A 25,681-nucleotide genomic window follows, 5' to 3' on the forward strand; every position below is an offset into this window, starting at 1 on the left:
TATTTGCACGCAGATGGCAGTTTTATATGCTTAAAGTGGCAGATTTGAATACATAAACGGCCGCTTTGTTTTCCTAAATCAGCCTGAAACACTGCCTCTGCGCTTCAGAAACAGCTCCCGGCTCTTTAGCTGCCGTTTCCCCAGATAAGGTTGCAGCGCCAGCCGGCTGAAACGCTTGGCCGCCTGCAGCAAGGGAGGGCTGTCGAAACGCCCCTCGGCGAAGGCCAGCAGGTGGGCGCCGAGGAAGAGAGTACGGGGATCCGGCGCCCGCTCGCAAGCGACAAAGCCGAGCTCCCGCTCGAAGCCATACAGCAGGGCTGGCTGGATCGGGGATTCGTCGTCGGCGGCGTATTCAAAATCCACCGCGTAGCCGAGGGCCTGCAGCAGCAGGAACTCGAAGCGACGCAGGGGAAGCTCGGGGGTCTCGCCATCCGCCAGCGCCATCAGGGCGCGGGCATAGGCGTCGAACACCTCGGGGAAGGGGGTATGGGCTTCTAGCAGGTAGTAGACCAGCTCGTTCAGGTAGAGGCCGTAAAACAGTCGATCGCCCCCCAGACGCAGGGAGTGATCCGGGCATTCGACCTGGGCGAGGTTCTTGAGGTCCCCCTTGCCGCGCCAGCTGATGGTGAGCAGGGAGAAGGGCTGCAACAGCCCCTTCAGAGGGGAGCGTGGCCCGCGAGAACCGCGAGCCACCAGGGTAAATCGGCCACTATCCTGGGTAAAGACCTCGACCAGCTGGCTGGTCTCCCGATAGGGCCGACTGTGGATAACGAAAGCCGGACTCAGCAATCGCGCATCGCCACTTAATCGTCCCCATAACCGAGACTACGCAGGGCGCGCTCGTCATCAGCCCAGCCGGATTTGACCTTGACCCACAGCTCCAGGTGCACCTTGTTCTGGAACAGCCGTTCCATGTCGAGGCGTGCTTCTGTGCCTATGGTCTTGATCTTCTCGCCCTTGTTGCCGATGACCATCTTCTTCTGGCCATCGCGCTCCACCAGTATCAGGCCATGGATGTGGTACAGACCGTTCTCCTCGACCTTGAAGCGTTCGATCTCCACCGTCACCGAGTAGGGCAGCTCCTCACCGGTGAAGCGCATCAGCTTCTCGCGGATGATCTCGGACGCCATGAAGCGGGACGAGCGGTCGGTCACGTAGTCTTCCGGGAAGAAGTGGTTGTTTTCCGGCAGCAGATCCTTGGCCCATTCGCGGATCTTGCCCACGTTGGTGCCCTTCTCGGCACTGATGGGCAGGATGTGGGCGAAGTTCATCTGCTGGCCGAGCCACTCCAGGTGGGGCAGCAGATCTTCCTTTTCCTTCACGTTGTCGATCTTGTTGACCGCCAGCACCACGGGACAGGGCAGGTGGCGCAGCTTGCCGAGCACCATCTCGTCATCCTTGGTCCAGTGGGTCCCGTCGACCATGAACACCACCATGGCCACGTCCCCGAGGGAGCTGGTGGCGGCGCGGTTCATCAACCGGTTGATGGCCCGCTTCTCTTCGATGTGCAGGCCCGGGGTATCCACATAGATGGTCTGATAGTTGTCCTCGGTGTCGATCCCCAGGATCCGGTGACGGGTAGTCTGGGGCTTCTTCGAGGTGATGCTGACCTTCTGGCCAAGCAGCTTGTTCAGCAGGGTGGACTTGCCCACATTGGGGCGGCCCACGATGGCGACAAAGCCGCAATAAGTGGTATCTGTATCTGTCATGACAATCTTTCCAATGCTTGCTGCGCCGCTGCCTGTTCGGCCTTGCGACGACTGGTGCCGACCCCGACCAGCGGACCCGCCAGGCCATCTACCTCACACTGGACGGTAAACTCCTGGTTGTGGGCTTCGCCCTTGACGTTGGTCACTGTGTAGGTCGGTAGGGATTTGCGGGTTCCCTGCAAAATTTCCTGTAGCCGGGTCTTGGGGTCCTTCTGCTCTATGCCTGGTTTGATCTCGTCCAGGCGGCTGGCGTACCAGCTAAGCAACAGGGTCCGCACCGTCTCCAGATTGGTATCCAGATAGACGGCGCCGATGACCGCCTCGACCGTGTCGGCCAGGATAGACTCGCGGCGGAATCCGCCACTTTTCAGCTCGCCCGGTCCCAGGATCAGGTGATCGCCGAGGTCAAATTCCCGGCCGAGTTCGGCTAGCGTCTTCTCGCGCACCAGGGTGGCGCGCATCCGGCTGAGATCCCCTTCCGCCGCTTGCGGGAAGCGGTGGAAGAGTTCGTCGGCAATCACCAGACTCAGGATGGAGTCACCCAGAAATTCCAGTCGCTCGTTGTGACGGGAACCGGCGCTGCGGTGCGTCAAGGCCCGGGTCAGTCGTTCCTGATCCTGAAAGACATGCCCGAGACGGGACTGCAGTCTGTTCATCTTGATATTCATTTACTGTATTCCGCCGATGCGGTTGAAGCGCACGCCAGTCGGCACCCAGCTTGGCAAGCTGGAACCTTCCTCGCGCTCAAATTCGAAGCTGATCCAGATGGCAACGGCCTTGCCCACCAGATTCTGCTCGGGCACGAAGCCCCAGAACCGGCTGTCGGTGCTGTTGTCGCGGTTGTCGCCCATCACGAAATAGTGGCCTTCCGGCACCACCCACTCATCCGGGTAGGTGCCCGGCTGGCGGTAGTAACGATCCACCAGATCCGGCATCAGGGGATTGCGCAGGGTTTCGTGAGGGACGTTGCCGAGCTGTTCGGTGTAGCGATCCAGCGGGATCCCCATCTGGCTGAACTCACCCCGTTGTTCAAACTTGACGTCGAGCTTCTTGAAGCCCGGGCACGTTTTCCCTTCCTGCTCCTCGCACTTGGGCCGAATCATCAGCTCCTTGTTGCGATAGATGACCCTGTCCCCCGGCATGCCGACCACCCGCTTGATGTAGTCAATCCGGGTATCCAGCGGATACTTGAACACCACCACATCGCCGCGCGCAGGCTTGCCTGTCTCGAGGAACTGGGTGTTGGTCACGGGATCCTTGAGACCGTAGGCAAACTTCTCCACCAGGATGAAGTCACCCACCAGCAGGGTCGGCATCATGGAGCCAGAGGGGATCTGGAACGGCTCGAAGATGAAGGAACGCAGGATCAGCACCAGCGCGATGACCGGGAAGACCCCACCGGTCTGTTCGATCCAGACCGGCATGGGGGCCACCTTGGCCAGCGTCTTCTCGTCGACATTCGGGCCGGCATTGGCGCGGGCCGCCGCAATCTTGGCCGCCCGTTGCTTGGACCAGACCAGCTTGTCGACGGTCCAGATGATGCCGGTCAGGACGGTGACAATCGCCAGGATCAGGGAAAAGGTGCTAGCCATCGATTAGTCCTTGCCTACGTGGAGGATAGCGAGGAAGGCCTCTTGCGGCACGTCGACACGGCCGACAGACTTCATCCGCTTCTTGCCTTCTTTCTGCTTGTTCAACAGCTTCTTCTTCCGGCTCACGTCACCACCGTAACACTTGGCAGTCACGTCTTTGCGCAGGGCCTTGACCGTGCTGCGGGCGATGATTTGGTTGCCGATAGAAGCCTGAATCGCGATGTCGAACATCTGGCGCGGGATAAGCTCACGCATCTTCTCCACCACCTGGCGACCGCGATACTGGGCGTTCTCCTTGTGGGTGATGATGGCCAGGGCATCGACGCGCTCACCGTTGATCATGATGTCGAGGCGCACCATGTCGGAGGTCTCGAAGCGCTTGAAGCCGTAATCCAGGGAGGCGTAGCCACGGCTGGTGGACTTGAGGCGATCGAAGAAATCGAGCACCACTTCCGCCATCGGGATCTCGTAGGTCAGCGCCACCTGCTTGCCGTGATAGACCATGTTGGTCTGCACGCCACGCTTCTCGATACAGAGGGTGATGACGTTGCCCATGTACTCCTGCGGCAGCAGAATGTTGCACTCGGCGATGGGCTCGCGCATCTCCTTGATGTTGTTCACCGGAGGCATGGCGGACGGGCTGTCGATGTGGATGGTCGAGCCGTCGTTGAGCTCGATTTCATACACTACGGTCGGCGCCGTGGTGATCAGATCCAGATCGTATTCCCGCTCCAGCCGCTCCTGGATGATCTCCATGTGCAGCATGCCGAGGAAGCCACAACGGAAGCCGAAGCCCAGCGCGGTGGAGCTTTCCGGCTCGAAGAACAGGGAGGCGTCGTTGAGGGACAGCTTGTCCAGCGCATCGCGGAAGGACTCATAGTCGTCGCTGGAGATGGGGAACAGGCCCGCATACACCTGCGGCTTGACCTTCTTGAAGCCCGTCAGCGCCTTCTCGGCACCGTTCTTGGCCTGGGTCAGGGTATCGCCCACAGGCGCACCATGGATGTCCTTGATGCCGCAGACGACCCAACCTACCTCGCCACAGCCCAGGCCCATGGTATCCACCTGCTTCGGTGTGAAGATACCGATGCGATCGACACCCCACACCTGACCGGTGCTCATCACCTTGATCTTGTCGTTCTTCTTGAGCGAACCGTTCTTGATGCGCACCAGGGAGACAACGCCGAGGTAGGAGTCAAACCAGGAGTCGATGATCAACGCCTGCAGCGGGGCATCGGGATCCCCTTCCGGTGCCGGGATGCGGGCCACTATCTCTTCCAGCACCAGATCGACACCGAGGCCGGTCTTGGCGGAGCAGCGCACCGCTTCCATGGCATCGATGCCGACGATGTCTTCGATCTCTTCGGCTACCCGCTCCGGTTCGGCGGCCGGCAGGTCGATCTTGTTCAGGATCGGCACCACTTCCAGCTCCATTTCCATGGCGGTGTAGCAGTTGGCCAGAGTCTGTGCCTCAACCCCCTGACCGGCATCCACCACCAGCAGCGCCCCTTCACAGGCCGCCAATGAGCGGGAGACTTCGTAGGAGAAATCCACGTGGCCGGGGGTGTCGATAAAGTTCAGCTGGTAGGTGTTACCGTCTTGTGCCTGGTAGTTCAGGGTCACACTCTGTGCTTTGATGGTAATGCCGCGCTCGCGCTCCAGATCCATGGAGTCAAGCACCTGAGCCTGCATCTCGCGGTCGGACAGGCCGCCACAAGTCTGGATCAGACGGTCCGACAGGGTCGATTTACCGTGGTCGATGTGCGCAATAATCGAAAAGTTACGAATGTGTTTCATCGAGCAAGAATCACTCAAAATTAAGTTAGGGTCGGATATGAGGGCAGGATTTTACTGGATAACCCGGTCGACGGCCAATCTTTAGTCGACGGGCACCAGAAATAGCACCTTGCCAATCACGCGTGCTGGCGGGCATCGAGCGCCACGCCGAGCATGAAAGAGCCAGATATTGAATCTGGCCAGTGTCAGGAGAGGTGGCGGGTACTGAGTACCACACCGAGCATGCGAGGACCATATTCCCCTTGCTCGAGCCTTGCGGAAAAGTAACGAACCAGTAAAAAACCTAAGGTACCACCGAGCAGGCAACTGAGGATGGTTACCCCCTCCCCCGCCGACAACAGCGGTGCCAGCCAGAGCTGACCCAGGATGGCGCCGAGCAGCAGGCAGAACAGCGGCAGCACATACACCAAGGCCGCGCCGCGCAATATGCTCGCCTGGGGAATGCCGAGGCGGATCTGCTGACCGACCATGACCTCACCGGTGAGGGCGACCCGCAGCCGCTGCGACGTCATGGGGAAGGCCTTGGCGACGGTGCCGGTACCGCAGTTGGACTGCTGATGGCAGCCGCTGCAGGCGGAGCGTCGTTCGCACTCCACCCAGGCATGGGTTCCCTCGATGGCGACCACAGTCGCCAGCTCTTCACTCATGTTACTCACCTGACGGCTCCAGACTAACAGCAATGGATTTATCCAATCTGAACACGCCCGTCCCGCCGCGGCAAGCCAAATAGGTGTATCTCGGAGGAAGCTTTATTGCACCGCCTCGTTGCGCGCCAGCGGTTGCACCGACTCGGCGATGCGTTTTGCGGTCTCGGCCGGGACCTCACCTACCACGGTGATCTCCACCCCGACCTCGTTGACATAGCTCACCAGCGAGGTGGCGCCCTGGCGTATCAGCTGCTGGCGCACCGCCTGCTTGGGATCGACCCGGGAGACATAGACGGAGAGATCCACCAGCCCATCGGAGAGCATCATGTAGTCCACCGGCTGGCTGGTGCTGACCAGCTGATGCCGATCCTGAGAGAGCACCTTGAATCCACCCGGCAACCAGGTCAGGTGCCAGCTCAGGCTCTGCTGGGGCGTAGGATAAGCGTCTTCCAACGCCAGTGCCTCGGGCAGCTTGCTGTTGGCCAGGGTCACCAGCCAGGGAGCCGGGGTCGATTGCCTGTCCAGATCCACGCCCAGCACCTGTTCCACCAGGTTGCCTTCCCGATCCACCATGTCGACTCGCAGCAACAGATGACTCTGCTCGTCAACCCAGAGCACGAAGCCGTATTTGTCCGCCTCTTTGGGCACCAGCCTCACCACCTGGGCCACCAGACCGGCGACCCGGCTGCGGCCAGCCAGAACGGGGTCATAGCTCTCCAGCACCCGGGGCAGCGGCATCTTCACCAGGCTCGACCAGACACCGGGGAAACGGGCGCCCTTGAGGGTGTAGGGTTCATGGGTATTTTCGAAGAAGGTGTATTCGTTCTGGCGTTGCAGGTATTCCACCGTCTTGCCATCGAGATAGCTCAGATGAGCGATCTCCTTGCCATCTATCACCCCGTGACTGAAGCGAATTGGCTCGAGGCGCCCCTGACGGGCCTTGACCATGGATAACTCGAAATTTTGATGCGAAACGGCACTCTGCATCTGCTGCAACAAGGCCTCGGCCGACAGATCGTCGGCCGAGGCCTTGGCACAAATTAGCAGGAGAGAGGCCAGCAGGACACGGCTGGACTGGCGCACGATCTGATCCCTAAAAATGCGTTATTCCTGGATCTGCTTGTCTTGCAGCAGACGTTGTTGCAATTGGTGATCTCGCAAGAAGGCATTGATCCGCTCGCGCTGCTCTTGCATCTGCTGCTCACTCAGCCCTTGCTGGCGAGTGGTAGCGCGGTTGCCCTCTTGTGGATAATGCACGCTCACCGGGGTGGCACTGCCGCCCACTGGTATGGTGTTGAGCACAGGGTTGACCGGCATGCCGTCGTTGCCCTGATACTGCTGCACACCGAAGATGACGGCGGCGGCGACCGAGGCGGCGATGGCGTACTGCCCCATCTGCTGGCCGAAGCGGCGGATCAGCGGCAGCACCTTGCCGGTAGTGTGAAGCTGCGGCGCTGTGGGTTGTACCGGCTTGGGAGCCAGCACAGTCGGTTCGTCTTCCAGTGCCAGCATGATGCTGTCACTGAGATCCAGTTGCAGATTGACCGGCAGGTCGCCCCGCATGGCATCACCGATCAGATGGTAACGAGCCCAGGTATCCTGCAGAGCCGGATCCGTTCCCAACTCGTTCAGAACCTCAACTTCGCTCAGGTCGCCATCCATCAGGGCTGAAAGTTGCTCTTTATTTGCCATAAGTTTGCCTGTCTTTCCCCAGTTTTAATTCTCGATCAGAGGTTGCAGCTTTTTATCGATTGCTTCCCTCGCCCGGAAAATGCGGGATCTCACCGTACCCACCGGACAATCCATGATCTCCGCAATCTCTTCGTAGCTCAGCCCTTCCATTTCACGGAGGGTGATCGCTGTTCTCAAGTCTTCAGGCAAGGCTTCTATGGCGGTAAACACGGTGCGCTTGATCTCGTCGGTCAGCGCCAGGTTTTCCGGGGTAGCCACCTCTTGCAAGGCTTCACCGCCACCATAGTATTCAGCCTCATCTGCTTCGACATCACTGCTGGGCGGTCTGCGCCCCTGTGATGTCAGGTAATTTTTGGCCGTGTTCACGGCGATTCGGTACAACCAAGTGTAAAACGCGCTCTCGCCACGGAATGTCGGCAACGCACGGTAAGCCTTGATGAAAGCCTCCTGCGCCACATCCGGTACATCGCCCGGATTGTTGACATACCTGGCCACCAAGTTGACCACCTTATGCTGGTATTTTTTTACCAGCAGGTTGAATGCATTTTTATCGCCACGCTGGACCCGTTCAACCAGCTGTTCGTCCAGTAGATTCTGGTCGCTCATCAGAGCCGTAAAACCCCCATCAGGTTATCGTTCTTCTTTTCCGGCCCTTTCTAAGCGCACAAGTTCAGACAGGAGGAATCAGAGAAAGTTCGCTTGCATTGAAAAAAATGTGATGCGAGCTGCATCACAACCCCCCTTGGGCTACCATGGGGCCAGTTCTTAATCCAGGCCAATGATACTTATGAAAGCAAGTGTTGAATACCTTTGCGACGTACTGATCATTGGCAGCGGTGCCGCCGGTCTGTCCCTCGCATTGCGATTGGCGGACCAGGCCAAAGTCCTGGTTCTGAGCAAGGGGCCCATCAGTGAGGGGGCCACTTTCTATGCGCAAGGAGGCATCGCTGCCGTGTTCGACGAGACCGACAGCATCGAATCCCACGTGAGCGATACGCTCAACGCCGGCGCCGGGTTGTGTGACCCGGCCGTGGTGGAGTTCACCGCCCGCAACGCCCGTGGCTCCATCCAGTGGCTGATCCAGCAAGGGGTCCCCTTCGATCAGGAAGAGGATGCCGAGGGCGAATCCCACTACCACCTGACCCGCGAGGGCGGCCACAGCCATCGCCGCATCTTCCACGCGGCGGATGCCACCGGCAAAGCGGTGCAGCTCACCCTGATCGATCAGGTGCGGGCTCACCCCAACATCCGGCTGATGGAGCGCTTCAACGCGGTGGATCTCATCACCACCCGCAAGCTGAACCTTCCAGGCAACAAGGTGCTCGGTGCCTACGTCTGGAACCGCAACGTCGAACAGGTCGAAGTGATCCGCGCCCGCTTCGTGGCACTGGCCACCGGCGGCGCCTCCAAGGTGTATCAGTACACCTCCAACCCGGACGTGAGTTCCGGCGATGGCATCGCCATGGCCTGGCGCGCCGGCTGCCGGGTGGCGAACCTGGAGTTCAACCAGTTCCACCCCACCAGCCTGTTCCACCCGGACGATCCCAACTTCCTGCTGACCGAAGCCCTGCGCGGTGAGGGGGCCTATCTGCGCCGCCCGGACGGCAGCCGCTTCATGCCAGATTTCGACGAGCGGGCCGAGCTGGCACCGCGGGACATAGTCGCCCGCGCCATCGACCACGAGATGAAACGCCTCGGCGCCGACTGCATGTATCTGGACATCAGCCACAAGCCAGCGGACTTCATCATCAAGCACTTCCCGACCATCCACGAGCGCTGCCTCGCGGTCGGTATCGACATCACCAAGGAGGCCATGCCAATCGTGCCGGCGGCCCACTACACCTGTGGTGGCGTGATGATCGACAACAACGGTCAGACCGATATCCCCGGCCTCTACGCCATCGGCGAGGTGACCTATACCGGCCTGCACGGCGCCAACCGCATGGCTTCCAACTCGCTGCTGGAATGCGTGGTCTACGCCCATCAGGCGGGGGCCGACATCCTGGCCAAGCTGCCCATGAGCGTGGAGCCGCCCAAGCTGCCGGCCTGGGACGAGAGCCAGGTAGACGACTCGGACGAGCAGGTGGTGATCCAGCACAACTGGCACGAGCTGCGGCTGATGATGTGGGACTATGTGGGGATAGTGCGCACCAACAAGCGTCTCGCCCGCGCCAAGCGCCGCATCGATCTGCTCAAGCAGGAGGTGCAGGAGTACTACGCGAACTTCCGGGTCTCCAACAACCTGCTGGAGCTGCGCAACCTGTTGCAGGTGGCCGAGCTCATCGTCAACTGCGCCCTGCAGCGCAAGGAGTCTCGCGGTCTGCACTACAACCTGGACTACCCGGACCTGCAGCCGGATTCCAAGCCAACGGTGCTGACGCCGGACAGGGATTGATCCTGCCCGCCAGCAATGAGCCAAGGGGAGTCCCATGGCCTGCACTGCTGGCACTCCGGACTACCCGGGCCTGCAGCCGGACTCCAAGCCGACGGTGCTGACCCCGGACAGATATTGATCCCACTGCAAATGACCAAGTGAACCCCGCCCCGGCGGGGTTCACTGTTTATGGGCGACGGGAAAACGCTGTCAGCGGGGCGGCGCGAGATGGATGGCGCGGGCCAGCATGCGGTAGTGCGCCGGCGCAAGCGCATCGGAGAAGAGCCAGAGCTGGAGCCCTTGCCCCTCCCCCTGCAGTTGCAGCCAGAGCACGCCTGGCAATACGCGGCAACGGGGGCCAAGCCGGTAGCGTCGCCCCTGCCACTCCAGCCATTCCCCATCCCAGACCAGCGCCCCCTGCACTTGCAGGGCACGGCGCCAGGCGAGCCAGAGCGCCGCCAGCCAACAAGGCAGGAACAAGCCCCACTGCCAGCCCTGGATCAGGCTGGCGGTGGGCCAGAGCAACAACAGAAACAGGAGGCACAGCAGGCAAAGCTGCTGGCGAGAGACGAGGACGGGCATCTGAACCCGCGTCCGGGCGGCGGTGCCGTCAGTCATGATGGCCCTGGGTGCGCGTCAGCTGCGAGGATCAGCGCAGATTGTCGTGGCGGGCCTGGTTACGCTCCAGGATCAGCGGGATCATGGCGGCGAAGGCGGGATCCTCCGGCACGCCGTGGCCCATGCTCCAGCGGAACAGGTCCGGATCCTCGCACGCCAGCAGGCGGATGAAGGTCTGCTGCTGCTCGTCGCTCAGGCTGTCGAACTCGTGTTCAAGAAAAGGCATAAAGATCACATCCAGCTCGAGCATGCCGCGGCGGCAGGCCCATTTCAGGCGGGACTTTTCAATTGGGCTCAACATGGAACTCTCCTTACAAAGACGCGGGAATGGTAGCAGCTGGATTTTCCGGCTGACAAACATTCCTTACGTCTTTACCATGCAGGTCACATACTTTCTGTCTCTGGAATACCATCGTGAGCCTGCTGACCCCTGTTTTTCCTGCCGAGCCAACCCTTTTCCCCCTGACGGATCTCGCCATCACCAGCCTCACCGGTCAGGACCGCGCCAAGTATCTGCAAGGCCAGGTCACCTGCGACGTCAATGCGCTGCAACCGGGCCAGAGCAGCCTGGGGGGTCATTGCGATCCCAAGGGCAAGCTGTGGAGCGATTTTCGCCTGCTCTGCCTGGAGGATCGCCTGCTGATGCTGACCAAGCCCTCGGTGCTGGTACGCCAGTTGCCGGAGCTCAAGAAGTTTGCGGTGTTCGCCAAGGTCGAGATTGGTGAGAATCACGGCCAGGCGGTCGGGGTGGCCGGTCAGGGCACGGACGGCTGGGTTGCGACGCGTTTTGGCCTGTCACAGACGGCGTTGATCGAGGGTGGTATGGCGGTGCGGGTCGAGGCGGATCGCTGGCTACTGGTGAGCGAACAGCCCCTCGCCATCGACTTGCCGGCCGGCAACGAGTCGCTCTGGTGGGGACTGGAGATCAAGGCGGGCATGCCGCATCTGGAGGCGGTGCATCAGGGGGAATACATTCCCCAGATGCTGAACCTGCAGGCGTTGGACGGCATCAGCTTCACCAAAGGCTGCTACATGGGGCAGGAGATAGTGGCTCGCGCCAAGTATCGTGGTGCCAACAACCGCGCCCTGTTCGTGCTGGCCGGGCAGGCCAATGAGCCCGTCGCCAGCGGCGATCCCCTGGAGATCCGCCTCGGTGACAACTGGCGCCGCAGCGGCATGGTGCTCAACGCCTGGCAGCAAGAGGGACAGCTGTGGCTCACCGCTGTGCTGCCCAAGGACACCGAGGCCGACGCCCAGTTCCGTCTCAAGCAGGACGAAGGCTCCAGCCTCGCCCTGCAACCCCTGCCCTATCCCCTGATCGACTGATCCCCGCTCGGCGGATGCCGCGATCGCTAGCGAGGCACGCGCGCCAGCAGTGCCTCTTTCAGCCAGCGCCCCGCCAGCCCCAGCGGGCGGGCGCGATGCCACTGCAACTCCAGCCCCAGCTCCTGGCTTGAAAGAAAGTCGGGGGTCAGTATCACCACCTCCCCCCTGGCCAGGGGCCGATGCAGCAAGAAGTCGGGAACCGCCGACCAGCCCAGCCCCAGTTTCACCAGCTCCAGGATGCCCAGATCCCCCTCGACCCACCACACCTGGGACGAGAGGCGGAAGCGATGGCGCTCCGTCCCCTCCCGTCGTCCCGTCACCATCAGTTGACGCGCCCCCTGCAGATCGCTCTCCCGCAGCGGCGCCTTGTGGGCCAGCGGGTGATCCGGGGAGACTACCAGCGGCATGCTGACCACCCCGAGGGAGCGCGCGACTATCTCCCGCTCCGGCTGCTCCTTCTGGTAGCTGATGCCGAGCTGGGCGCGGCCGCTCTTGAGCAGTTCGGTCACGTCCTCCATCAGCGGGAACAACAGCTCCAGCTCCACCGTCGGGTAACGGGTGGCGAACTCCTCCAGCAAGGAGCCGAGCCAGGGCAGGTGGGAGTCATCGTCGATGGCCAGGGTGAGCCGGGATTCGATGCCGGTGGCCAGCTCCCCGGCAATCGCCTGCAGCCGCTCGCTCTGGGCCAGCAGTATGTCGGCCTCCTGGCTGATGCGGGCCCCCGCCTCGGTCAGCACGGGATAGCGGCCACTGCGGTCGAACAGCTCCAGCCCGAGATCGATCTCCAGGTTGGCGATGGCGGTGCTGACCACCGACTGCGCCTTACCCAGCTTGCGCGCCGCCGCCGAGAAGGAGCCAGTTTGTGCCGCCGCCAGCAGCGCCTTGAGTTGTTCCAGAGAGGGGTTCATCGGCCTGTTCCTTTCATGAGGGGGGCGTTTCATCCATCTATTTTAGCGATAGATACTAACGTGAATCTATCCGATAAGAGCGCTAAATTACCCGCCATAGAGATTCAGCCATCAAGTAAAGGAGACTGAAGATGCGTAATACTCGTGATCGTCTGCGCCATGCCATTGGCTTCGAACTCATTGGCCTGCTGATCGCGGCCCCGCTGGCGAGCTGGGTCACCGGCGTCGGCCTCAATCACATGGGCCCGCTGGCCCTGTTCTTCTCGGTGGTCGCCACCGTCTGGAACTATGTCTACAACATCGGGGTGGACAAGCTGCTGCTGCGCTACCAGGGCCATACCCACAAGACGCTATGGCAACGGGTGCTGCATACCTTCGGCTTCGAGGGGGGCCTGCTGATAGTCGCCCTGCCGGTGATGTCCTGGTGGCTCAACATCGGCCTGCTGGAGGCGCTGGTGCTGGATCTGGGCTTCGTGCTGTTCTATCTGGTCTATGCCTTCGTCTACAACTGGAGCTATGACAAGCTGTTCCCCATCCCGGCTCGGGTGCAGCAGAACGCACTGGGTTAAGCGATAGAAAGAAGTGATAAGTCATGCGAGGCACCATCATGCGAGAGGCATGATGGTGCTGGGAGGACAAGCCGCCGGGCCTGCCGGGCGATCAGGCTTGTGCCTTCACCTCTTCGGCCGGGGCCTCTGCCTCGGCTGACTCTTGGGCCAGCAGGGCCTCGAGCTTGCTCTGGTACTGGGTCAGCATGCGCTGAGCCGCCACCATGTCCCCCTTGTGCAGACGCTCGAACAGATGGTGTTGCACCACGCCGTTGAGATACTCCACCGTGACAGGTTGATCCAGGGTAGCCAGCAGCTCCTCTTTTTCCAGCTCGGCATTGATTTCATCGGCACTGGTACGCAGCAGACCGGCCAGTTGCACCAACATACGGCGCTCACCTTCGCGCAACAGGCTCAACATGCGGTTTCTCTGCTGCTCATTCTGTTGGGTCATACATTTCCTTACGTCGAATGGGAACAAGCCAGCTCATTCTGCCCTGTCCTTTTCACAGCGTCTATCTCGGGCGCACCACTTATTTGGCGGCTTGGCAGGACATGCACGGCGGGTGCTATTTATGCGGCCCCTAGGTATAGTAGCCTCTGGTTTATGGGTCTGTTTCAGCCCATTCTGACGAGATTTTCACGCCATGACCGACGCTATTTTGGTGCTATGCACCTGCCCGGATGAAGCCAGTGCAGATCGCATCTGCGAACAGCTGCTGACCGGGCACCTCGCCGCCTGCATCAATCAGCTGCCGGGGCTCACCTCCGTCTATCGCTGGCAGGGCAAGATTGAACGCAGCCGTGAAATCCAGCTCATCATCAAGTCGAGGAGCGGGCTGTTCGAGCCCCTTCGCCAGTGCATCCTCGACCATCATCCCTATGAGGTGCCGGAGATCCTGGCGCTCCCCGTCAGCCAGGGTCATCAGCCCTACCTCGACTGGTTAACACAGGAGACCTCATGACTCTGCCGCGCCTGCTCTCTCCCCTGCTGCTCCTGCTCAGCCTGCTGGCGTCCCCGGTGCATGCCAGCGGCACCGACCTGCTCGCCAGCCTCGGCATTGAGGCCAGCGCCCAACCCAAGTTTCTGACCGTCGACGAGGCCTTCGTGCTGGAGAGCGAACAGCGAGGGGACAAGCTGCTGCTGACCCTGCGCATCGCCGATGGCTACTATCTCTATCGCCACCGCTTCAGCTTCAAGGGGGAGAACCTCGCCTTCCGTGAGCCCGAACTGCCCGCCGGCACCGAGCACCAGGACGACTTCTTCGGCAAGACCCGGGTCTACTACCAGGAGGTCGAGATCCCCGTCAACCTGACCGAGGTGGGCCAGGCCGCCAGCATCAAGCTCAGCTATCAGGGCTGTACCGATGGCCTCTGCTATCCCCCCACCGACAAGCGGGTCGAGGTGCAACCCATAGCCGCGGTGCAACCCGCTGGCGACGCGGCGGCGAGCTCAGAGACGGCCACCACCCCGGCCAGCAGCCAGCAGGATCAGCTGGCCGCCGCCCTCGGCAGCCAGGGCTTCTGGCTCAATATCGCCGCCTTCTTCGCGCTGGGACTGGGGCTCGCCTTCACCCCCTGCGTCTTCCCCATGTACCCCATACTGACCGGCATCATCGCCGGTGCCGGCCAGCGCCTCTCCACCCGCCGCGCCTTCCTGCTCTCCTTCGTCTACGTGCAGGGCATGGCGGTCACCTACACCCTGCTCGGGCTGGTGGTGGCCTCGGCCGGCTTGAAATTCCAGGCCGCCCTGCAGCACCCCTATGTGCTGATCGGCCTCTCGGTGATGTTCGTGCTGCTGGCGCTCTCCATGTTCGGGCTCTACAGCCTGCAACTGCCGAGCGGCCTGCAGACCCGGCTCTCCGGCCTGTCCAACCGCCAGCAGGGCGGCTCCGTAGTCGGGGTCGGCATCATGGGGATGATCTCCGGTCTGGTCTGCTCTCCCTGCACCACGGCGCCGCTCTCCGGGGCGCTTATCTACGTGGCCCAGAGCGGCGATCTCTGGCTCGGCGGCGCGGCCCTCTATGCCCTCTCCTTGGGCATGGGACTACCGCTGCTGCTGCTCGGCACCTCGGGGGGCAAGCTGCTGCCCAAGGCCGGCGCCTGGATGGATGTGATCAAGCAGCTGTTCGGTTTTGCGCTGCTGGCGGTGCCCGTGCTGCTGCTGTCGCGGCTGTGGGGCGATCAGATCACCAACCTGGTCTGGCTGGGTTGGGGTCTGGTGCTGTGCGCCTACCTCTATCACCAGAACCAGCACAGACCCCATTCGATAGGCCGGAGCCTGTGTGGCTTCACCCTGTTGCTGGCGATGATAGGGGCCGTGGTGGTGGGCAAGGATCTGCTGTTGCCGACACCTGGGGTCGGTGCCAGCACCCAGACCCAGGCGCCCCAATTCACCCGCATCAAGACCCTGGACGATCTCAGGAGCCAGCTCGCCGCCGCCCGTGGCAAGCCGGTGTTGCTGGATCTCTATGCCGACTGGTGCGTGGCCTGCAAGGAGTTCGAGCACAAGACCTTCAGCGACCCCGCGGTGCGGGCGCGCTTCGCCGACATGGTGCTGCTGCAGGCGGATGTCACCGTCAACGACGATGCCGATGTCGAGCTGCTCAACGGCTTGGAGGTGCTGGGATTGCCGACCCTGATCTTCTTCGACAGTGCCGGCAATGAGGTGAGTGGCCAGCGGGTGACCGGCTTCATGGGGCCGACCGAGTTCCTCGCCCACCTGGACAAACTGCGCTGAGACCTCGGGGCGACAGCCCCGGGCCTGGCCGCGATCGGTCGCTGATTTTTCTGGCCATCCCTTGTATCTGCGAGACGCCGTGGCAAACTTTGCCCTTTCCCGTCTCGCATCATCCGGAGTTTTGATGAAAAAGTGGTTCATCCCCCTGCTGGCCTGCTGGCTTTATGGCTGCGACGCAGGTCCAGGTGAAGAGGCGATCCAGACTCAGGTCACCGCCAGACTCCAGGCAGACACAGACGCCAACCTGTTCGAGATCAGCGACTTCGCCGTGCTCGGCAAGGAGGAGCGGATGGAGGGGGTCTATCTGGTGAAGGTGGGCTACCAACTGCACTTCAAGCAGGGACTGGATCAGCTGCAGATCCTGCAGGATGAGGATCTGGTCTACGACCGAGTCGGCCCCTTCCAGCAGGAGATGGGACTGATGGAGCTGGAGCGCAAATACGGCGAGTTCGAGGCCGGCCAGGCACTGGCCCAGGAGACCGAGGTCTGGATGATGAAGACCGAGCAGGGTTGGCGCCTCGCCGAGCCCGGCCAGACGCACCAAGCGGACACTCCCGCGTCCTGATTTCCCTCAGGCCTTGAGGGCCCGACCCCCTGCCTTCAAGAGCATCCTTTCCCGAATTAATCCGGCGCCTTCCTGGCGCCGGTCATCCCCTCACAGCAGATCCTTCATCCTGTGCCACAGCATCCCCAGCGCCAGCAGGGGGGAGCGCAGGGAAGGCCCGCCCGGGAAGGTCATGTGGGGCACGCTGCTGAACAGATCGAAGCCGCGGCTCTCCCCTGCGATCGCCTCCGCCACCAGCTTGGCCGCCATGTGGGTGGCATTGAGGCCATGGCCCGAATAGGCCTGGGCGTAGAACACATTGGGATATTGCTTGAGGCGCCCGATCTGTGGCAAGCGGTTCGCCCCTATGCCGATCATGCCGCCCCACTGGAACTCGATGGCGGTACCCGCGAGCTCCGGGAAGACCCGCAGCAGCTTGGGCAGCATGAAGGCCTTGATGTCCTTGGGATCCCGGCCCGAATAGTTGCAGGCCCCGCCAAACAGCAAGCGGCCATCGGCGGATAGCCGGTAGTAGTCGAGCGCCACGTTCTGATCGCAGACCGCCATGTTCTGCGGCAGCAGGCGCTGGCGCAGTCGCTTCTCCAGCACCTCGGTGGCGAGGATATAGGATCCCGCCGGTAGCACCTTGCCCCCCAGATCGGGATTGAGCTCGTTGAGATAGGCGTTGCAACCGATCACCAGGTAGTCGGCGCTGACCCGGCCGTGGGCCGTGGTGACCTGCACCCGATCGCCGTAGTCGATGTGGATCACCCGGGATTGCTCGAACAGGGAGGCCCCCAGACTCGCGGCGGCGCGGGCCTCGCCCAGCGCCAAGTTGAGGGGATGCAGGTGGCCCGAGCCCATGTCAATCAGGCCGCCGAGGTAGCGATCCGACCCCACCACCGAGTGGATCTCGCTGCCGGGCACCAGCCTGACCTCGTGCTGGTAGCCCAGGCTGGCCAGGTGCTCGGCATCCTCCTCAAACCCCTTGAGGTGGCGCGCCTTGGTGGCGAGATCGCAATAGCCCCAGCGCAGATCGCAGTCGATGTTGAACTGCTCGATGCGCTGGCGCACCAGCTCCACCGCCTCCAGCCCCATCAGATCCAGCTCCCGCACACCCTGCTCGCCGATCCAGCGGGCAAACTGGCTGGTGTCGTGGCCTATGCCGCGAATGAGCTGGCCACCGTTGCGACCGGACGCCCCCCAGCCGATGCGATTGGCCTCCAGCAGGGCCACCTTGTAGCCCGCCTGTGCCAGATTGATGGCGGTGTTGAGGCCGGTGAAGCCGCCACCTATGATGCAGACGTCGGCTTCCAGCTCACCACTGAGCTCGGGCCACTGCTGATGGTCGTTGCGGGTCGCCGCATAGTAGGAGGCGACGTGCTCCTGATGTCCCTGTCTTCCTGTGTGCATGCTCAGCATCCTGCCTTGGTCGCATTCGTTTACTAAATTAAACGATCTGTTATCGATAATACCCAGCCCATGGACCCGGATCCAGCCTGCCGGGATCACAGAAATGCAAAAGGTGTCCCGAAGGACACCTTATCTGCGCAGTACCGTCACCGAGGGACATAAAAAAGGCGCCCCGTGGGGCGCCTCTTCATGCATGCAAGGTACGGTAACGAATTACAGTACGTTGATGGCGTTCAGGTCGGAGAAGGCTTTCTCCAGACGGGCGATCATGGAAGTCTGACCGGCACGCAGCCATACGCGCGGATCGTAGAACTTCTTGTTCGGCTTGTCGGCGCCTTCCGGGTTGCCCAGCTGACCCTGCAGGTAAGCTTCGTTGGTCTTGTAGAAGTGCAACAGACCTTCCCAGGTAGCCCACTGGGTGTCGGTGTCGATGTTCATCTTCACGACGCCGTAGGAGATGGATTCGCGGATCTCTTCCAGAGTGGAACCTGAACCACCGTGGAACACGAAGTCCAGGGACTTGGCAGGCAGACCGAACTTCTCAGAAACGTACTTTTGGGAAGCGTCCAGGATGGACGGGGTCAGCTTGACGTTACCCGGCTTGTATACACCGTGCACGTTGCCGAAGGAGGCAGCGATGGTGAAACGCGGGCTGATCTTGGACAGACGCTCGTAGGCGTAGGCCACGTCTTCCGGCTGGGTGTACAGGGCGGATTGGTCCATGTGGCTGTTGTCCACACCGTCTTCTTCGCCACCGGTGCAACCCAGTTCCAGTTCCAGAGTCATGTTCATCTTGGCCATGCGTACCAGGTACTCACAGCAGATGTCGATGTTCTCTTCCAGGGACTCTTCGGACAGATCCAGCATGTGGGAGGAGAACAGCGGCTTGCCGGTTTCGGCGAAGTGCTTCTCGCCCGCGTCCAGCAGACCGTCGATCCACGGCAGCAGCTTCTTGGCGGCGTGGTCGGTGTGCAGGATAACCGGGATGCCATAGGCTTCGGCAACGGCATGAACGTGCTTGGCACCGGAGATGGCACCCAGGATGGCGGCTTGCTGGCCTTCCAGCTTCAGGCCCTTACCGGCGGTGAACACGGCACCACCGTTGGAGAACTGAACGATGACCGGCGCTTTGACCTTGGCAGCAGCTTCCAGTACGGCGTTGACGGAGTCGGTACCGACGCAGTTGACGGCTGGCAGAGCGAAGCCGTTTTCTTTCGCGATGGCGAACACTTTCTGAACGTCATCACCAGTGATCACGCCGGGTTTTACGAAGTCGAAAATTTTCTTAGACATGTTAAATCGTCCTGTTCTCGTATGCCGTTAATAAAAAATGGGGGGTTCATCATGAACTGGCACAGCGGTCACATGATAAACGAAACGGGAGGCTTTTGCCCCCCGTCCCGGGTCAATTAGGCTTTGGCGCGCTGTTCCAGCATCGCAACCGCCGGCAGTACCTTGCCTTCTACGAACTCCAGGAAGGCACCGCCGCCGGTGGAGATGTAGGAGACCTTGTCGGCGATGCCGAACTTGTCGATGGCGGCCAGGGTGTCACCACCGCCAGCGATGGAGAAGGCCGGGGAGGCGGCGATCGCTTCGGCAATCACCTTGGTGCCTGCGGAGAACTGGTCGAACTCGAACACGCCGACCGGGCCGTTCCACAGAATGGTCTTGGCGTTCATGATGATGTCGGCCAGGGCCTTGGCAGAGTCAGGGCCGATGTCGAAGATCATGTCGCCGTCGGTCACGTCGGAGACGGACTTGATGGTGGCCGGAGTAGACTCGGAGAACTCGGAGCCCACGACTACGTCGGTGGTGACCGGAATGTTGGTCTCGGCGGCCAGCTTCTTGGCGGTGTCGAGCAGGTCGTGTTCGCACAGGGACTTGCCGACGTTGTGACCGGCAGCCGCGATGAAGGTGTTGGCGATGCCACCACCGACCACCAGCTGGTCAGCGATCTTGGACAGGGATTCCAGCACGGTCAGCTTGGTGGAGACCTTGGAGCCGCCAACGATGGCAACCATGGGACGCTCGGGCTTGAGCATGGCTTTGCCCAGGGCTTCCAGTTCACCGGCCAGCAGCGGACCGGCACAGGCGACGGGGGCATACTGAGCCACACCGTGGGTAGAGCCTTCGGCGCGGTGAGCAGTACCGAATGCATCCATTACGAAGATGTCACACAGGGCGGCGTATTTTTTGGCCAGCTCTTCGGTGTTCTTCTTCTCGCCCTTGTTGAAGCGGCAGTTTTCCAGCACGACCAGCTCACCGGCGGCGACGTCTACGCCATCCAGGTAATCCTTGGCCAGGCGGACCGGGCAGGACAGAGCGTCTTTCAGATAGTTGACAACCGGAGCCAGGGAGAACTCTTCGTTGTACTCACCCTCGGTCGGACGACCCAGGTGGGAGGTGATCATCAGCTTGGCGCCCTTTTCCAGAGCCAGCTTGATGGTCGGCAGCGTTGCCACGATACGTGCGTCGGAAGTGACCTTGCCGTCTTTTACCGGTACGTTCAGGTCAGCACGGATCAGAACGCGTTTTCCCGCCAGATCCAGGTCGGTCATCTTGATAACAGACATATTCAGTCCTCTATATTTTCAGGTAATGTTAAAAACAGTAACCTTGCGCCCGGTGCACGCTCTCAGCATGCGGCCATCATGGCCCGGGTGGTATCCAGCATGCGGTTGGCGAAGCCCCATTCGTTATCACACCACATCAACATCTTGACGAGGTTGGCATCGCTCACCCGAGTCTGGGTACCATCAATGATGCAGGAGTGTGCATCATGATTAAAGTCTACGGAGACCAAAGGCTCTTCCGTGTAGTCCAGGATACCGCTTAATGTACCTCTGGATGCCCGTTGCAGGGCTTGATTTACGTCACTAACTGTCACTTTTTTACGAACAGTAATGCTCAAATCCATGGCGGTGACGTTGATGGTCGGCACCCGTACCGCGATCGCTTCGAACTTGCCGGCGAAGTGGGGCAGGATACGCTCCAGCCCCTTTGCCAGCTTGGTATCCACCGGGATGATGGACTGGCTGGCTGCTCGGGTTCTGCGCAAGTCACTGTGGTAGGCATCGATGACTTGCTGATCGTGCATGGCCGAATGAATTGTCGTAATAGTACCACAATTTATCTCGAATTCTCGATGCAATGTTTCGATGACGGGCACCACGCAGTTGGTGGTACAGGAGGCATTGGAGACGATCCGCTCCCTTCCCGTCAGTACCTGGTGGTTCACCCCGAAAACGATTGTCGCGTCCACGTCCGCCTCGGCCGGATGGGAGAACAAGACCTTGCCCGCCCCCGCCCCCAGATGCAGCTCGGCATCGGCCCGCGAGCCGAACACCCCGGTGCAGTCCAGCACCACATCCACCCCCAGCGCCCGCCAGGGCAGATTGGCCGGATCACGCTCCGCAAACAGGGAGATGAGATCCTCCCCCACCAGCATGCTGTTGCCCGCGAGCTGCACCGGATGGTGGAAGCGACCGTGGCTGGTGTCGAAGCGGGTGAGGTGCACCATGGCCTCGGGGGCCGCCAACTCGTTGATGGCGACTATCTTGATGTTCTTGTCGCGCCCGCTCTCGTAGAGGGCCCGCAGCACGTTGCGGCCGATGCGCCCGTACCCGTTGATGGCAATCTTGATCATGGAAAAACTCTGTCCTTAACAACGACGAAAGAGGGCCTGTGGATGGCTCACGACAGCAGGGCATCCTGGAAGACGCCCCGGGCCAGCAGCGCCGCCCCGAACACGCCGGCACTGTCCCCCAGCGCCGGCGCTATGATGGGCGTGGCGAAACGGGGGTTGAACAGGAAGGGCAGCACCGTCTGGCGACCCGCGGTGTAGAGGCTCTGCACGTTGCCGACCCCGCCACCGATGACGATGACATCCGGATCCAGGATGTTGACCACGTTGGCCAGGGCCTGGCCAAACAGCAGGTGCAGCCGGTCGATGGTGAGTTTGGCCACATGGTCGTGGGCGCTGGCTGCCGCTATCTTGGCGAGCGACAGGTGACGCTTGGCCTTGGCCTCGTACCAGGCCTCCAGGGCGGGGCCGCTGATGAAGGTCTCGACGCAGCCGCGCTTGCCGCAGTAACACTCGGGACCGTCGGGAGAGAGCACGTTGTGGCCCCACTCCCCGGCGATGCCGTGGTGACCGTTGAGGATCCGGCCGTTGATGACGATGCCGGAGCCGACCCCGGTACCCATGATGATGCCGAACACCACCTTGGCCTGGGGATGGTGCTGGCGCACCGCCCCCAGGTGGGTCTCCGCCAGGGCGAAGCAGTTAGCGTCGTTGGCGATGAGCACGGGCACGCCCAGCCTGCGTTCCAGATCTTCCTTGAACGGCTTGCCGTTGAGCTCGGTGGTGTTGCAGTTCTTCATCAAGCCGGTCTGGGGATCTCGCGCCCCCGGCGTGCCCATGCCGATGACACTGGGGCGCTGGCCGAGTTTCTCGGCACATTCCTCCACCAGCTTGGCAATTTGGCCGATCATGTGCTGATAACCGCCGTGGCGTTCGGTGGGGATGCGATGTCGTAGCAGCACCTCGTCACCCGCCAGCACCACGCACTCGCACTTGGTCCCGCCCAGATCGATGCCCCAATCCCACGATGTCTTGCTCATTCTGCCTCCTGCATGGCGAGCGAGTCGGCCGAGACGCGTCCCCACCGGCTGTCGCTCATCTTGTGTGTGGCCACCGCCACAGATGGCGCAGTGTAACCCGAGCCGGGGCCCCTGCGCAGCTCCCAAACAGTGCCGCCCAGGCGACAGGCCCTCAACACCGGATCGCCAGAAACGAAACGGGGCCAGCAGGCCCCGTCGTCATACAGATTCTGTCGCCTTAGCGGCCGTGGTATTGAGCGGACAGCTCGTGCACCGCGTTCACAAACACGCCGGCGTGCTCCGGGTCCACATCCTGATGGATGCCGTGACCCAGGTTGAAGACGTGGCCGTTGCCCTGACCGAAACCGGCGAGGATGGAGGCGACCTCTTCGCGGATGCGCGCGGGGGCGGCGTAGAGCATGGAGGGATCCATGTTGCCCTGCAGCGCCACCTTGTCACCCACCCGGCGCTTGGCGTCGGCGATGTCGGTGGTCCAGTCCAGGCCCAGCGCGTCGCAACCGGTAGCGGCGATCTGCTCGAGCCACTGGCCACCGTTCTTGGTGAACAGGGTCACCGGCACGCGGCGGCCTTCATGTTCGCGGATCAGGCCGTCGACGATCTTGTGCATGTATTGCAGGGAGAAGTCACGGTAATCGCGCGGGGTCAGCACGCCGCCCCAGGTGTCGAACACCATGACCGACTGGGCACCGGCCTTGATCTGGGCGTTGAGGTAGGAGATGACGCTGTCCGCCAGCTTGTCGAGCAAGAGGTGCAGGGTCATGGGCTCGGCGTACATCATCTGCTTGATCTTGGTGAACGCCTTGGAGCTGCCGCCTTCCACCATGTAGGTGGCCAGGGTCCAGGGGCTGCCGGAGAAACCGATGAGCGGTACCTCGCCCTTGAGCTCACGGCGGATGGTGCGCACCGCGTTCATCACGTAACCGAGCTCGTCTTCCGGATCCGGAATAGGCAGCGCCTGCACGTCGGCCATGGAGGTGATCGGCCGCTCGAAGCGCGGGCCTTCGCCGTGCTCGAAGTAGAGGCCGAGCCCCATGGCGTCGGGGACGGTCAGGATGTCGGAGAAGAGGATGGCGGCATCGAGTGGATAGCGGCGCAGGGGTTGCAGGGTGACCTCACAGGCCAGCTCGGCGTTGCGGCACAGGGACATGAAGTCCCCCGCGACGGCGCGGGTCGCCTTGTATTCCGGCAGGTAACGGCCGGCCTGACGCATCATCCACACCGGGGTCATGTCCACTTCCTGGCGCAGCAGGGCACGCAGGTATCGATCGTTCTTCAGCTCTTTCATCCCAGTTCCTGAGTCATATCCAGCATAAAATGGCGGATATGATACCACTTTGTGTGGGGGGAAGGGCGGCCCAAACGCACTGGCTGGCCGGTTCGAGTGCAAAGATGTGAGGGGGCGCAAACAAGGGCCCCCGCTTTCCCGCCGGGGTGGGCTCCGTCAGACCCCGTCGCCGAGGCACAGCGCGATCAGTCGCCGCGCTATGGTGCCCTGGGGCGGCAACCGGGGCAGCGCATCGGCCTCAAAGAAGTCGGCGGCCACCAGCTCCTCGTCCTGCACCCTGATCTCGCCGCTCTGGTAGTCGGCGGTGAAGCCCATCATCAGGCTGTGGGGGAAGGGCCAGGGCTGGCTCGCCACGTAGCGGATATTGTCGACCCGGATGCCGCTCTCCTCGAACACCTCCCGCGCCACGCACTGCTCCAGGCTCTCCCCCGCCTCCACGAAGCCGGCCAGTACGGTGTACATGGGATCCTCCGCCTGATAATGACGGCGATGGGCCGCCAGCAGCACGGCCGGCCCCTTGCGCACCGCCACGATTATGCAGGGGGAGATGCGCGGGTAGACTAGGTGGCCTTGACTGCATCCCAATGCCCACTCCCCGCTCTTGGGGGCCATGGGGGCGCCACACTCACCGCAGAAGCGGTGGCTGCGACGAAAGGTCGCCAACTGCCAGGCGCGGCCGGCGAGGCGAAACCCCTCCTCATCCCCGCCGACCATCAGCTGGCGCAAGCCCGCCATGGCCTGCACATCGGCATCGGCCCCCAGATCCAGCAGGTAGCAGGGTGCACCATCCCAGTCGTCGAAGTGCTCGAACGGGGCATCTTGCAGCGGTGGTGGCAAGCAGGCACGCGAGCCTTGCGGGATCTGACCCTGCGCATCCAGCAGGACGAGATGATCGCCCCCCAGCACGAACCAGCGGGCCTGTTCGGTCAATGACATAAGATGAAAGCTCTTGTTGAGAAGGGCGTGCGAGGCACGGACAAGTGGGGTTTATCTTACGATCGGGCAGGGCCGGAGGCGACCCCAAGATGGTCACGGCATCGACTATCTTGCCGCCCAAAAGCAGAGGGGCCGCCTTGGCGACCCCTCTCTCTTTCAACCGATCCGTACGATTCAGTTCATCCAGCATTCGCTGCTCTTGTGACGGCGAGGCAGAATGATGGACAACAGGATACCGATCAGTTCATCCAGCGCTCGCTGCTCTTGCGACGGCGAGGCAGCATGGGCAACAGGATACCCAGCAGGATGCCGCCACCCACCATGGCACCACCGCGGATGAACCAGTCCATCTGCATGTCGTGCTCCTGGTTGTCATAGCTCTGGGTCAGGGCGTCGTTCTGTTCCTTCAGACTCCCCATCTCATCGCTCTGGCTGGCGAGCTGTGCCTTCAGGCTGGCGATCTCCTTGGTCTGTTCGGCGATCTGGCCATCCTTCTCGGTGAAGCGTCGCTCGTTGTCGCCGTTGAGATTCAGCAGGCGGGCCTTGGCCTCTTCCAGCGCTTTCTCAACCTGGGGCAGGCGCTCGCGCAGGCTGATGCCAGTCTGCAGCTCGGCGTTCTTGATCCAGCCCTCGCGGCCGCGACCGCCCACCACCTGGGTGAAACCGGCCTCGTTGTTCACTGCCTTGACCTCCAGCGGTTCACCGGCCTTGACGCTGCCGAGGATCCGGTACTGGGTACCAGGACCGTTGTGGATAAAGGTAAATATGTCGTCTGAAACATAACGGGTATCGGCCAGTGCCTGTTGGGCACACAAGCAGATCAGGATCCCGAGAAGGGCGCGCATGGTCGATCGATTCTCTTCGTTGAGTTAGGTGACAGGCCGAATGTTAAGCTGCTGGCGGGTCAAAGGACAAGCAAAGAAAAGCGT

27 protein-coding genes are annotated in these 25,681 nt (G+C 61.8%); 6 read left to right on the forward strand and 21 right to left on the reverse strand.

From position 1 onward, the window contains the following. Positions 1-78: 78 nt before the first annotated feature. From recO to rpoE, 9 genes are all read right to left on the reverse strand, one after another. Positions 79-789, reverse strand: a complete 711-nt coding sequence (gene recO, locus BN1124_RS16430) for a DNA repair protein RecO (protein ID WP_042643646.1) — start codon at positions 787-789, stop codon at positions 79-81. Positions 790-803: 14 nt separating this feature from the next. Then, a complete protein-coding gene (era, locus tag BN1124_RS16435; RefSeq protein WP_042643648.1) occupies positions 804-1,709 on the reverse strand; it encodes a GTPase Era in 906 nt (301 codons plus the stop codon). Next, positions 1,706-2,377, reverse strand: coding sequence for a ribonuclease III (gene rnc, locus BN1124_RS16440; RefSeq protein WP_033128848.1), 672 nt, complete (start codon positions 2,375-2,377; stop codon positions 1,706-1,708). Before rnc ends, era begins: the two co-directional genes overlap by 4 nt. Next, positions 2,378-3,301, reverse strand: a complete 924-nt coding sequence (gene lepB / locus BN1124_RS16445; RefSeq protein WP_042643650.1) for a signal peptidase I — start codon at positions 3,299-3,301, stop codon at positions 2,378-2,380. 3 nt (positions 3,302-3,304) lie between these two features. Next, positions 3,305-5,098 (reverse strand): translation elongation factor 4, encoded by a 1,794-nt coding sequence (gene lepA / locus BN1124_RS16450; protein ID WP_042643652.1) that lies wholly within the window; start codon positions 5,096-5,098, stop codon positions 3,305-3,307. Between the two features lie 185 nt (positions 5,099-5,283). Then, on the reverse strand, positions 5,284-5,745 hold the full coding sequence (locus BN1124_RS16455; RefSeq protein WP_042643654.1) for a SoxR reducing system RseC family protein: 462 nt from the start codon (positions 5,743-5,745) through the stop codon (positions 5,284-5,286). Between the two features lie 102 nt (positions 5,746-5,847). Further along, positions 5,848-6,828 carry a MucB/RseB C-terminal domain-containing protein gene (locus BN1124_RS16460; protein ID WP_042643655.1) on the reverse strand — a complete coding sequence of 327 codons (981 nt, stop codon included), beginning with the start codon at positions 6,826-6,828 and terminating at the stop codon, positions 5,848-5,850. Positions 6,829-6,849: 21 nt separating this feature from the next. Then, positions 6,850-7,437, reverse strand: a complete 588-nt coding sequence (locus tag BN1124_RS16465) for a sigma-E factor negative regulatory protein (RefSeq protein WP_042643657.1) — start codon at positions 7,435-7,437, stop codon at positions 6,850-6,852. 24 nt (positions 7,438-7,461) lie between these two features. Then, entirely contained in the window at positions 7,462-8,043 is a 582-nt protein-coding gene (gene rpoE, locus BN1124_RS16470) for an RNA polymerase sigma factor RpoE (RefSeq protein ID WP_033128853.1), read from the reverse strand. Positions 8,044-8,224: 181 nt separating this feature from the next. Between rpoE and nadB the strand changes: the two genes are divergently transcribed. Further along, the gene (gene nadB / locus BN1124_RS16475; RefSeq protein WP_042643660.1) at positions 8,225-9,832 is read left to right on the forward strand and encodes an L-aspartate oxidase; all 1,608 of its coding nucleotides are present in this window, start codon (positions 8,225-8,227) and stop codon (positions 9,830-9,832) included. A gap of 189 nt (positions 9,833-10,021) precedes the next feature. Here the strand turns inward: nadB and BN1124_RS16480 are convergent, their stop codons facing one another. Both BN1124_RS16480 and BN1124_RS16485 read right to left on the reverse strand, forming a co-directional pair. Then, on the reverse strand, positions 10,022-10,393 hold the full coding sequence (locus tag BN1124_RS16480; protein ID WP_042643662.1) for a protein YgfX: 372 nt from the start codon (positions 10,391-10,393) through the stop codon (positions 10,022-10,024). A 67-nt stretch (positions 10,394-10,460) separates the two neighbouring features. After that, positions 10,461-10,730 (reverse strand): FAD assembly factor SdhE, encoded by a 270-nt coding sequence (locus tag BN1124_RS16485; protein ID WP_033128856.1) that lies wholly within the window; start codon positions 10,728-10,730, stop codon positions 10,461-10,463. Between the two features lie 113 nt (positions 10,731-10,843). On the opposite strand from BN1124_RS16485, the gene ygfZ reads away from it, so the two are divergent. Beyond that, on the forward strand, positions 10,844-11,755 hold the full coding sequence (gene ygfZ / locus BN1124_RS16490; protein WP_042643664.1) for a tRNA-modifying protein YgfZ: 912 nt from the start codon (positions 10,844-10,846) through the stop codon (positions 11,753-11,755). A 26-nt stretch (positions 11,756-11,781) separates the two neighbouring features. On the opposite strand, the gene BN1124_RS16495 is transcribed toward ygfZ, so the two are convergent. Beyond that, positions 11,782-12,663 carry a LysR family transcriptional regulator gene (locus BN1124_RS16495; protein ID WP_042643666.1) on the reverse strand — a complete coding sequence of 294 codons (882 nt, stop codon included), beginning with the start codon at positions 12,661-12,663 and terminating at the stop codon, positions 11,782-11,784. A gap of 131 nt (positions 12,664-12,794) precedes the next feature. Between BN1124_RS16495 and BN1124_RS16500 the strand changes: the two genes are divergently transcribed. Next, on the forward strand, positions 12,795-13,232 hold the full coding sequence (locus BN1124_RS16500; protein ID WP_033128859.1) for a PACE efflux transporter: 438 nt from the start codon (positions 12,795-12,797) through the stop codon (positions 13,230-13,232). 91 nt (positions 13,233-13,323) lie between these two features. On the opposite strand, the gene BN1124_RS16505 is transcribed toward BN1124_RS16500, so the two are convergent. Further along, complete coding sequence (locus BN1124_RS16505) at positions 13,324-13,665, reverse strand: hypothetical protein (RefSeq protein ID WP_042643668.1); 342 nt, start codon at positions 13,663-13,665, stop codon at positions 13,324-13,326. 193 nt (positions 13,666-13,858) lie between these two features. Between BN1124_RS16505 and cutA the strand changes: the two genes are divergently transcribed. The 3 genes from cutA (at position 13,859) to BN1124_RS16520 (ending at position 16,516) form a co-directional block, all read left to right on the forward strand. Beyond that, positions 13,859-14,176 carry a divalent-cation tolerance protein CutA gene (gene cutA / locus BN1124_RS16510; protein WP_042643670.1) on the forward strand — a complete coding sequence of 106 codons (318 nt, stop codon included), beginning with the start codon at positions 13,859-13,861 and terminating at the stop codon, positions 14,174-14,176. Next, the gene (locus tag BN1124_RS16515) at positions 14,173-15,951 is read left to right on the forward strand and encodes a protein-disulfide reductase DsbD (RefSeq protein ID WP_042643672.1); all 1,779 of its coding nucleotides are present in this window, start codon (positions 14,173-14,175) and stop codon (positions 15,949-15,951) included. The genes cutA and BN1124_RS16515 overlap by 4 nt, the downstream gene beginning before the upstream one ends. A gap of 124 nt (positions 15,952-16,075) precedes the next feature. Beyond that, on the forward strand, positions 16,076-16,516 hold the full coding sequence (locus BN1124_RS16520; RefSeq protein ID WP_042643674.1) for a hypothetical protein: 441 nt from the start codon (positions 16,076-16,078) through the stop codon (positions 16,514-16,516). Between the two features lie 90 nt (positions 16,517-16,606). Here the strand turns inward: BN1124_RS16520 and BN1124_RS16525 are convergent, their stop codons facing one another. The 8 genes from BN1124_RS16525 to BN1124_RS16565 form a co-directional block, all read right to left on the reverse strand. Next, positions 16,607-17,917 (reverse strand): NAD(P)/FAD-dependent oxidoreductase, encoded by a 1,311-nt coding sequence (locus BN1124_RS16525; RefSeq protein ID WP_042643676.1) that lies wholly within the window; start codon positions 17,915-17,917, stop codon positions 16,607-16,609. A gap of 204 nt (positions 17,918-18,121) precedes the next feature. Then, positions 18,122-19,201, reverse strand: coding sequence for a class II fructose-bisphosphate aldolase (gene fbaA, locus BN1124_RS16530; protein ID WP_042643677.1), 1,080 nt, complete (start codon positions 19,199-19,201; stop codon positions 18,122-18,124). A 116-nt stretch (positions 19,202-19,317) separates the two neighbouring features. Next, positions 19,318-20,481, reverse strand: a complete 1,164-nt coding sequence (locus BN1124_RS16535; protein WP_042643678.1) for a phosphoglycerate kinase — start codon at positions 20,479-20,481, stop codon at positions 19,318-19,320. 62 nt (positions 20,482-20,543) lie between these two features. Then, the gene (epd, locus tag BN1124_RS16540) at positions 20,544-21,554 is read right to left on the reverse strand and encodes an erythrose-4-phosphate dehydrogenase (RefSeq protein ID WP_042643679.1); all 1,011 of its coding nucleotides are present in this window, start codon (positions 21,552-21,554) and stop codon (positions 20,544-20,546) included. Positions 21,555-21,601: 47 nt separating this feature from the next. Further along, a complete protein-coding gene (locus tag BN1124_RS16545; RefSeq protein ID WP_042643680.1) occupies positions 21,602-22,531 on the reverse strand; it encodes an ROK family protein in 930 nt (309 codons plus the stop codon). Positions 22,532-22,748: 217 nt separating this feature from the next. Continuing rightward, positions 22,749-23,816, reverse strand: coding sequence for a uroporphyrinogen decarboxylase (gene hemE / locus BN1124_RS16550; protein WP_042643681.1), 1,068 nt, complete (start codon positions 23,814-23,816; stop codon positions 22,749-22,751). A 156-nt stretch (positions 23,817-23,972) separates the two neighbouring features. After that, entirely contained in the window at positions 23,973-24,752 is a 780-nt protein-coding gene (gene nudC / locus BN1124_RS16555; RefSeq protein WP_042643682.1) for an NAD(+) diphosphatase, read from the reverse strand. A gap of 239 nt (positions 24,753-24,991) precedes the next feature. Further along, positions 24,992-25,597: a TIGR04211 family SH3 domain-containing protein gene (locus tag BN1124_RS16565; protein ID WP_042643684.1), complete on the reverse strand. Its 606-nt coding sequence runs from the start codon at positions 25,595-25,597 to the stop codon at positions 24,992-24,994. Between the last annotated feature and the right edge of the window lie 84 nt (positions 25,598-25,681).

The sequence above is a fragment of the Aeromonas eucrenophila genome (assembly GCF_000819865.1).
Taxonomy (GTDB): domain Bacteria; phylum Pseudomonadota; class Gammaproteobacteria; order Enterobacterales; family Aeromonadaceae; genus Aeromonas; species Aeromonas eucrenophila.

Bases quoted from the DNA above. Each gene is read 5' to 3' on its own strand.
- era (WP_042643648.1), bottom strand. From the start codon at position 1,709: ATGACAGATACAGATACCACTTATTGCGGCTTTGTCGCCATCGTGGGC.
- rnc (WP_033128848.1), bottom strand. From the start codon at position 2,377: ATGAATATCAAGATGAACAGACTGCAGTCCCGTCTCGGGCATGTCTTT.
- lepB (WP_042643650.1), bottom strand. From the start codon at position 3,301: ATGGCTAGCACCTTTTCCCTGATCCTGGCGATTGTCACCGTCCTGACC.
- lepA (WP_042643652.1), bottom strand. From the start codon at position 5,098: ATGAAACACATTCGTAACTTTTCGATTATTGCGCACATCGACCACGGT.
- BN1124_RS16455 (WP_042643654.1), bottom strand. From the start codon at position 5,745: ATGAGTGAAGAGCTGGCGACTGTGGTCGCCATCGAGGGAACCCATGCC.
- BN1124_RS16465 (WP_042643657.1), bottom strand. From the start codon at position 7,437: ATGGCAAATAAAGAGCAACTTTCAGCCCTGATGGATGGCGACCTGAGC.
- rpoE (WP_033128853.1), bottom strand. From the start codon at position 8,043: ATGAGCGACCAGAATCTACTGGACGAACAGCTGGTTGAACGGGTCCAG.
- nadB (WP_042643660.1), top strand. From the start codon at position 8,225: ATGAAAGCAAGTGTTGAATACCTTTGCGACGTACTGATCATTGGCAGC.
- BN1124_RS16480 (WP_042643662.1), bottom strand. From the start codon at position 10,393: ATGCCCGTCCTCGTCTCTCGCCAGCAGCTTTGCCTGCTGTGCCTCCTG.
- BN1124_RS16485 (WP_033128856.1), bottom strand. From the start codon at position 10,730: ATGTTGAGCCCAATTGAAAAGTCCCGCCTGAAATGGGCCTGCCGCCGC.
- BN1124_RS16495 (WP_042643666.1), bottom strand. From the start codon at position 12,663: ATGAACCCCTCTCTGGAACAACTCAAGGCGCTGCTGGCGGCGGCACAA.
- BN1124_RS16500 (WP_033128859.1), top strand. From the start codon at position 12,795: ATGCGTAATACTCGTGATCGTCTGCGCCATGCCATTGGCTTCGAACTC.
- BN1124_RS16505 (WP_042643668.1), bottom strand. From the start codon at position 13,665: ATGACCCAACAGAATGAGCAGCAGAGAAACCGCATGTTGAGCCTGTTG.
- cutA (WP_042643670.1), top strand. From the start codon at position 13,859: ATGACCGACGCTATTTTGGTGCTATGCACCTGCCCGGATGAAGCCAGT.
- BN1124_RS16515 (WP_042643672.1), top strand. From the start codon at position 14,173: ATGACTCTGCCGCGCCTGCTCTCTCCCCTGCTGCTCCTGCTCAGCCTG.
- BN1124_RS16520 (WP_042643674.1), top strand. From the start codon at position 16,076: ATGAAAAAGTGGTTCATCCCCCTGCTGGCCTGCTGGCTTTATGGCTGC.
- BN1124_RS16525 (WP_042643676.1), bottom strand. From the start codon at position 17,917: ATGCTGAGCATGCACACAGGAAGACAGGGACATCAGGAGCACGTCGCC.
- fbaA (WP_042643677.1), bottom strand. From the start codon at position 19,201: ATGTCTAAGAAAATTTTCGACTTCGTAAAACCCGGCGTGATCACTGGT.
- BN1124_RS16535 (WP_042643678.1), bottom strand. From the start codon at position 20,481: ATGTCTGTTATCAAGATGACCGACCTGGATCTGGCGGGAAAACGCGTT.
- epd (WP_042643679.1), bottom strand. From the start codon at position 21,554: ATGATCAAGATTGCCATCAACGGGTACGGGCGCATCGGCCGCAACGTG.
- BN1124_RS16545 (WP_042643680.1), bottom strand. From the start codon at position 22,531: ATGAGCAAGACATCGTGGGATTGGGGCATCGATCTGGGCGGGACCAAG.
- hemE (WP_042643681.1), bottom strand. From the start codon at position 23,816: ATGAAAGAGCTGAAGAACGATCGATACCTGCGTGCCCTGCTGCGCCAG.
- nudC (WP_042643682.1), bottom strand. From the start codon at position 24,752: ATGTCATTGACCGAACAGGCCCGCTGGTTCGTGCTGGGGGGCGATCAT.
- BN1124_RS16565 (WP_042643684.1), bottom strand. From the start codon at position 25,597: ATGCGCGCCCTTCTCGGGATCCTGATCTGCTTGTGTGCCCAACAGGCA.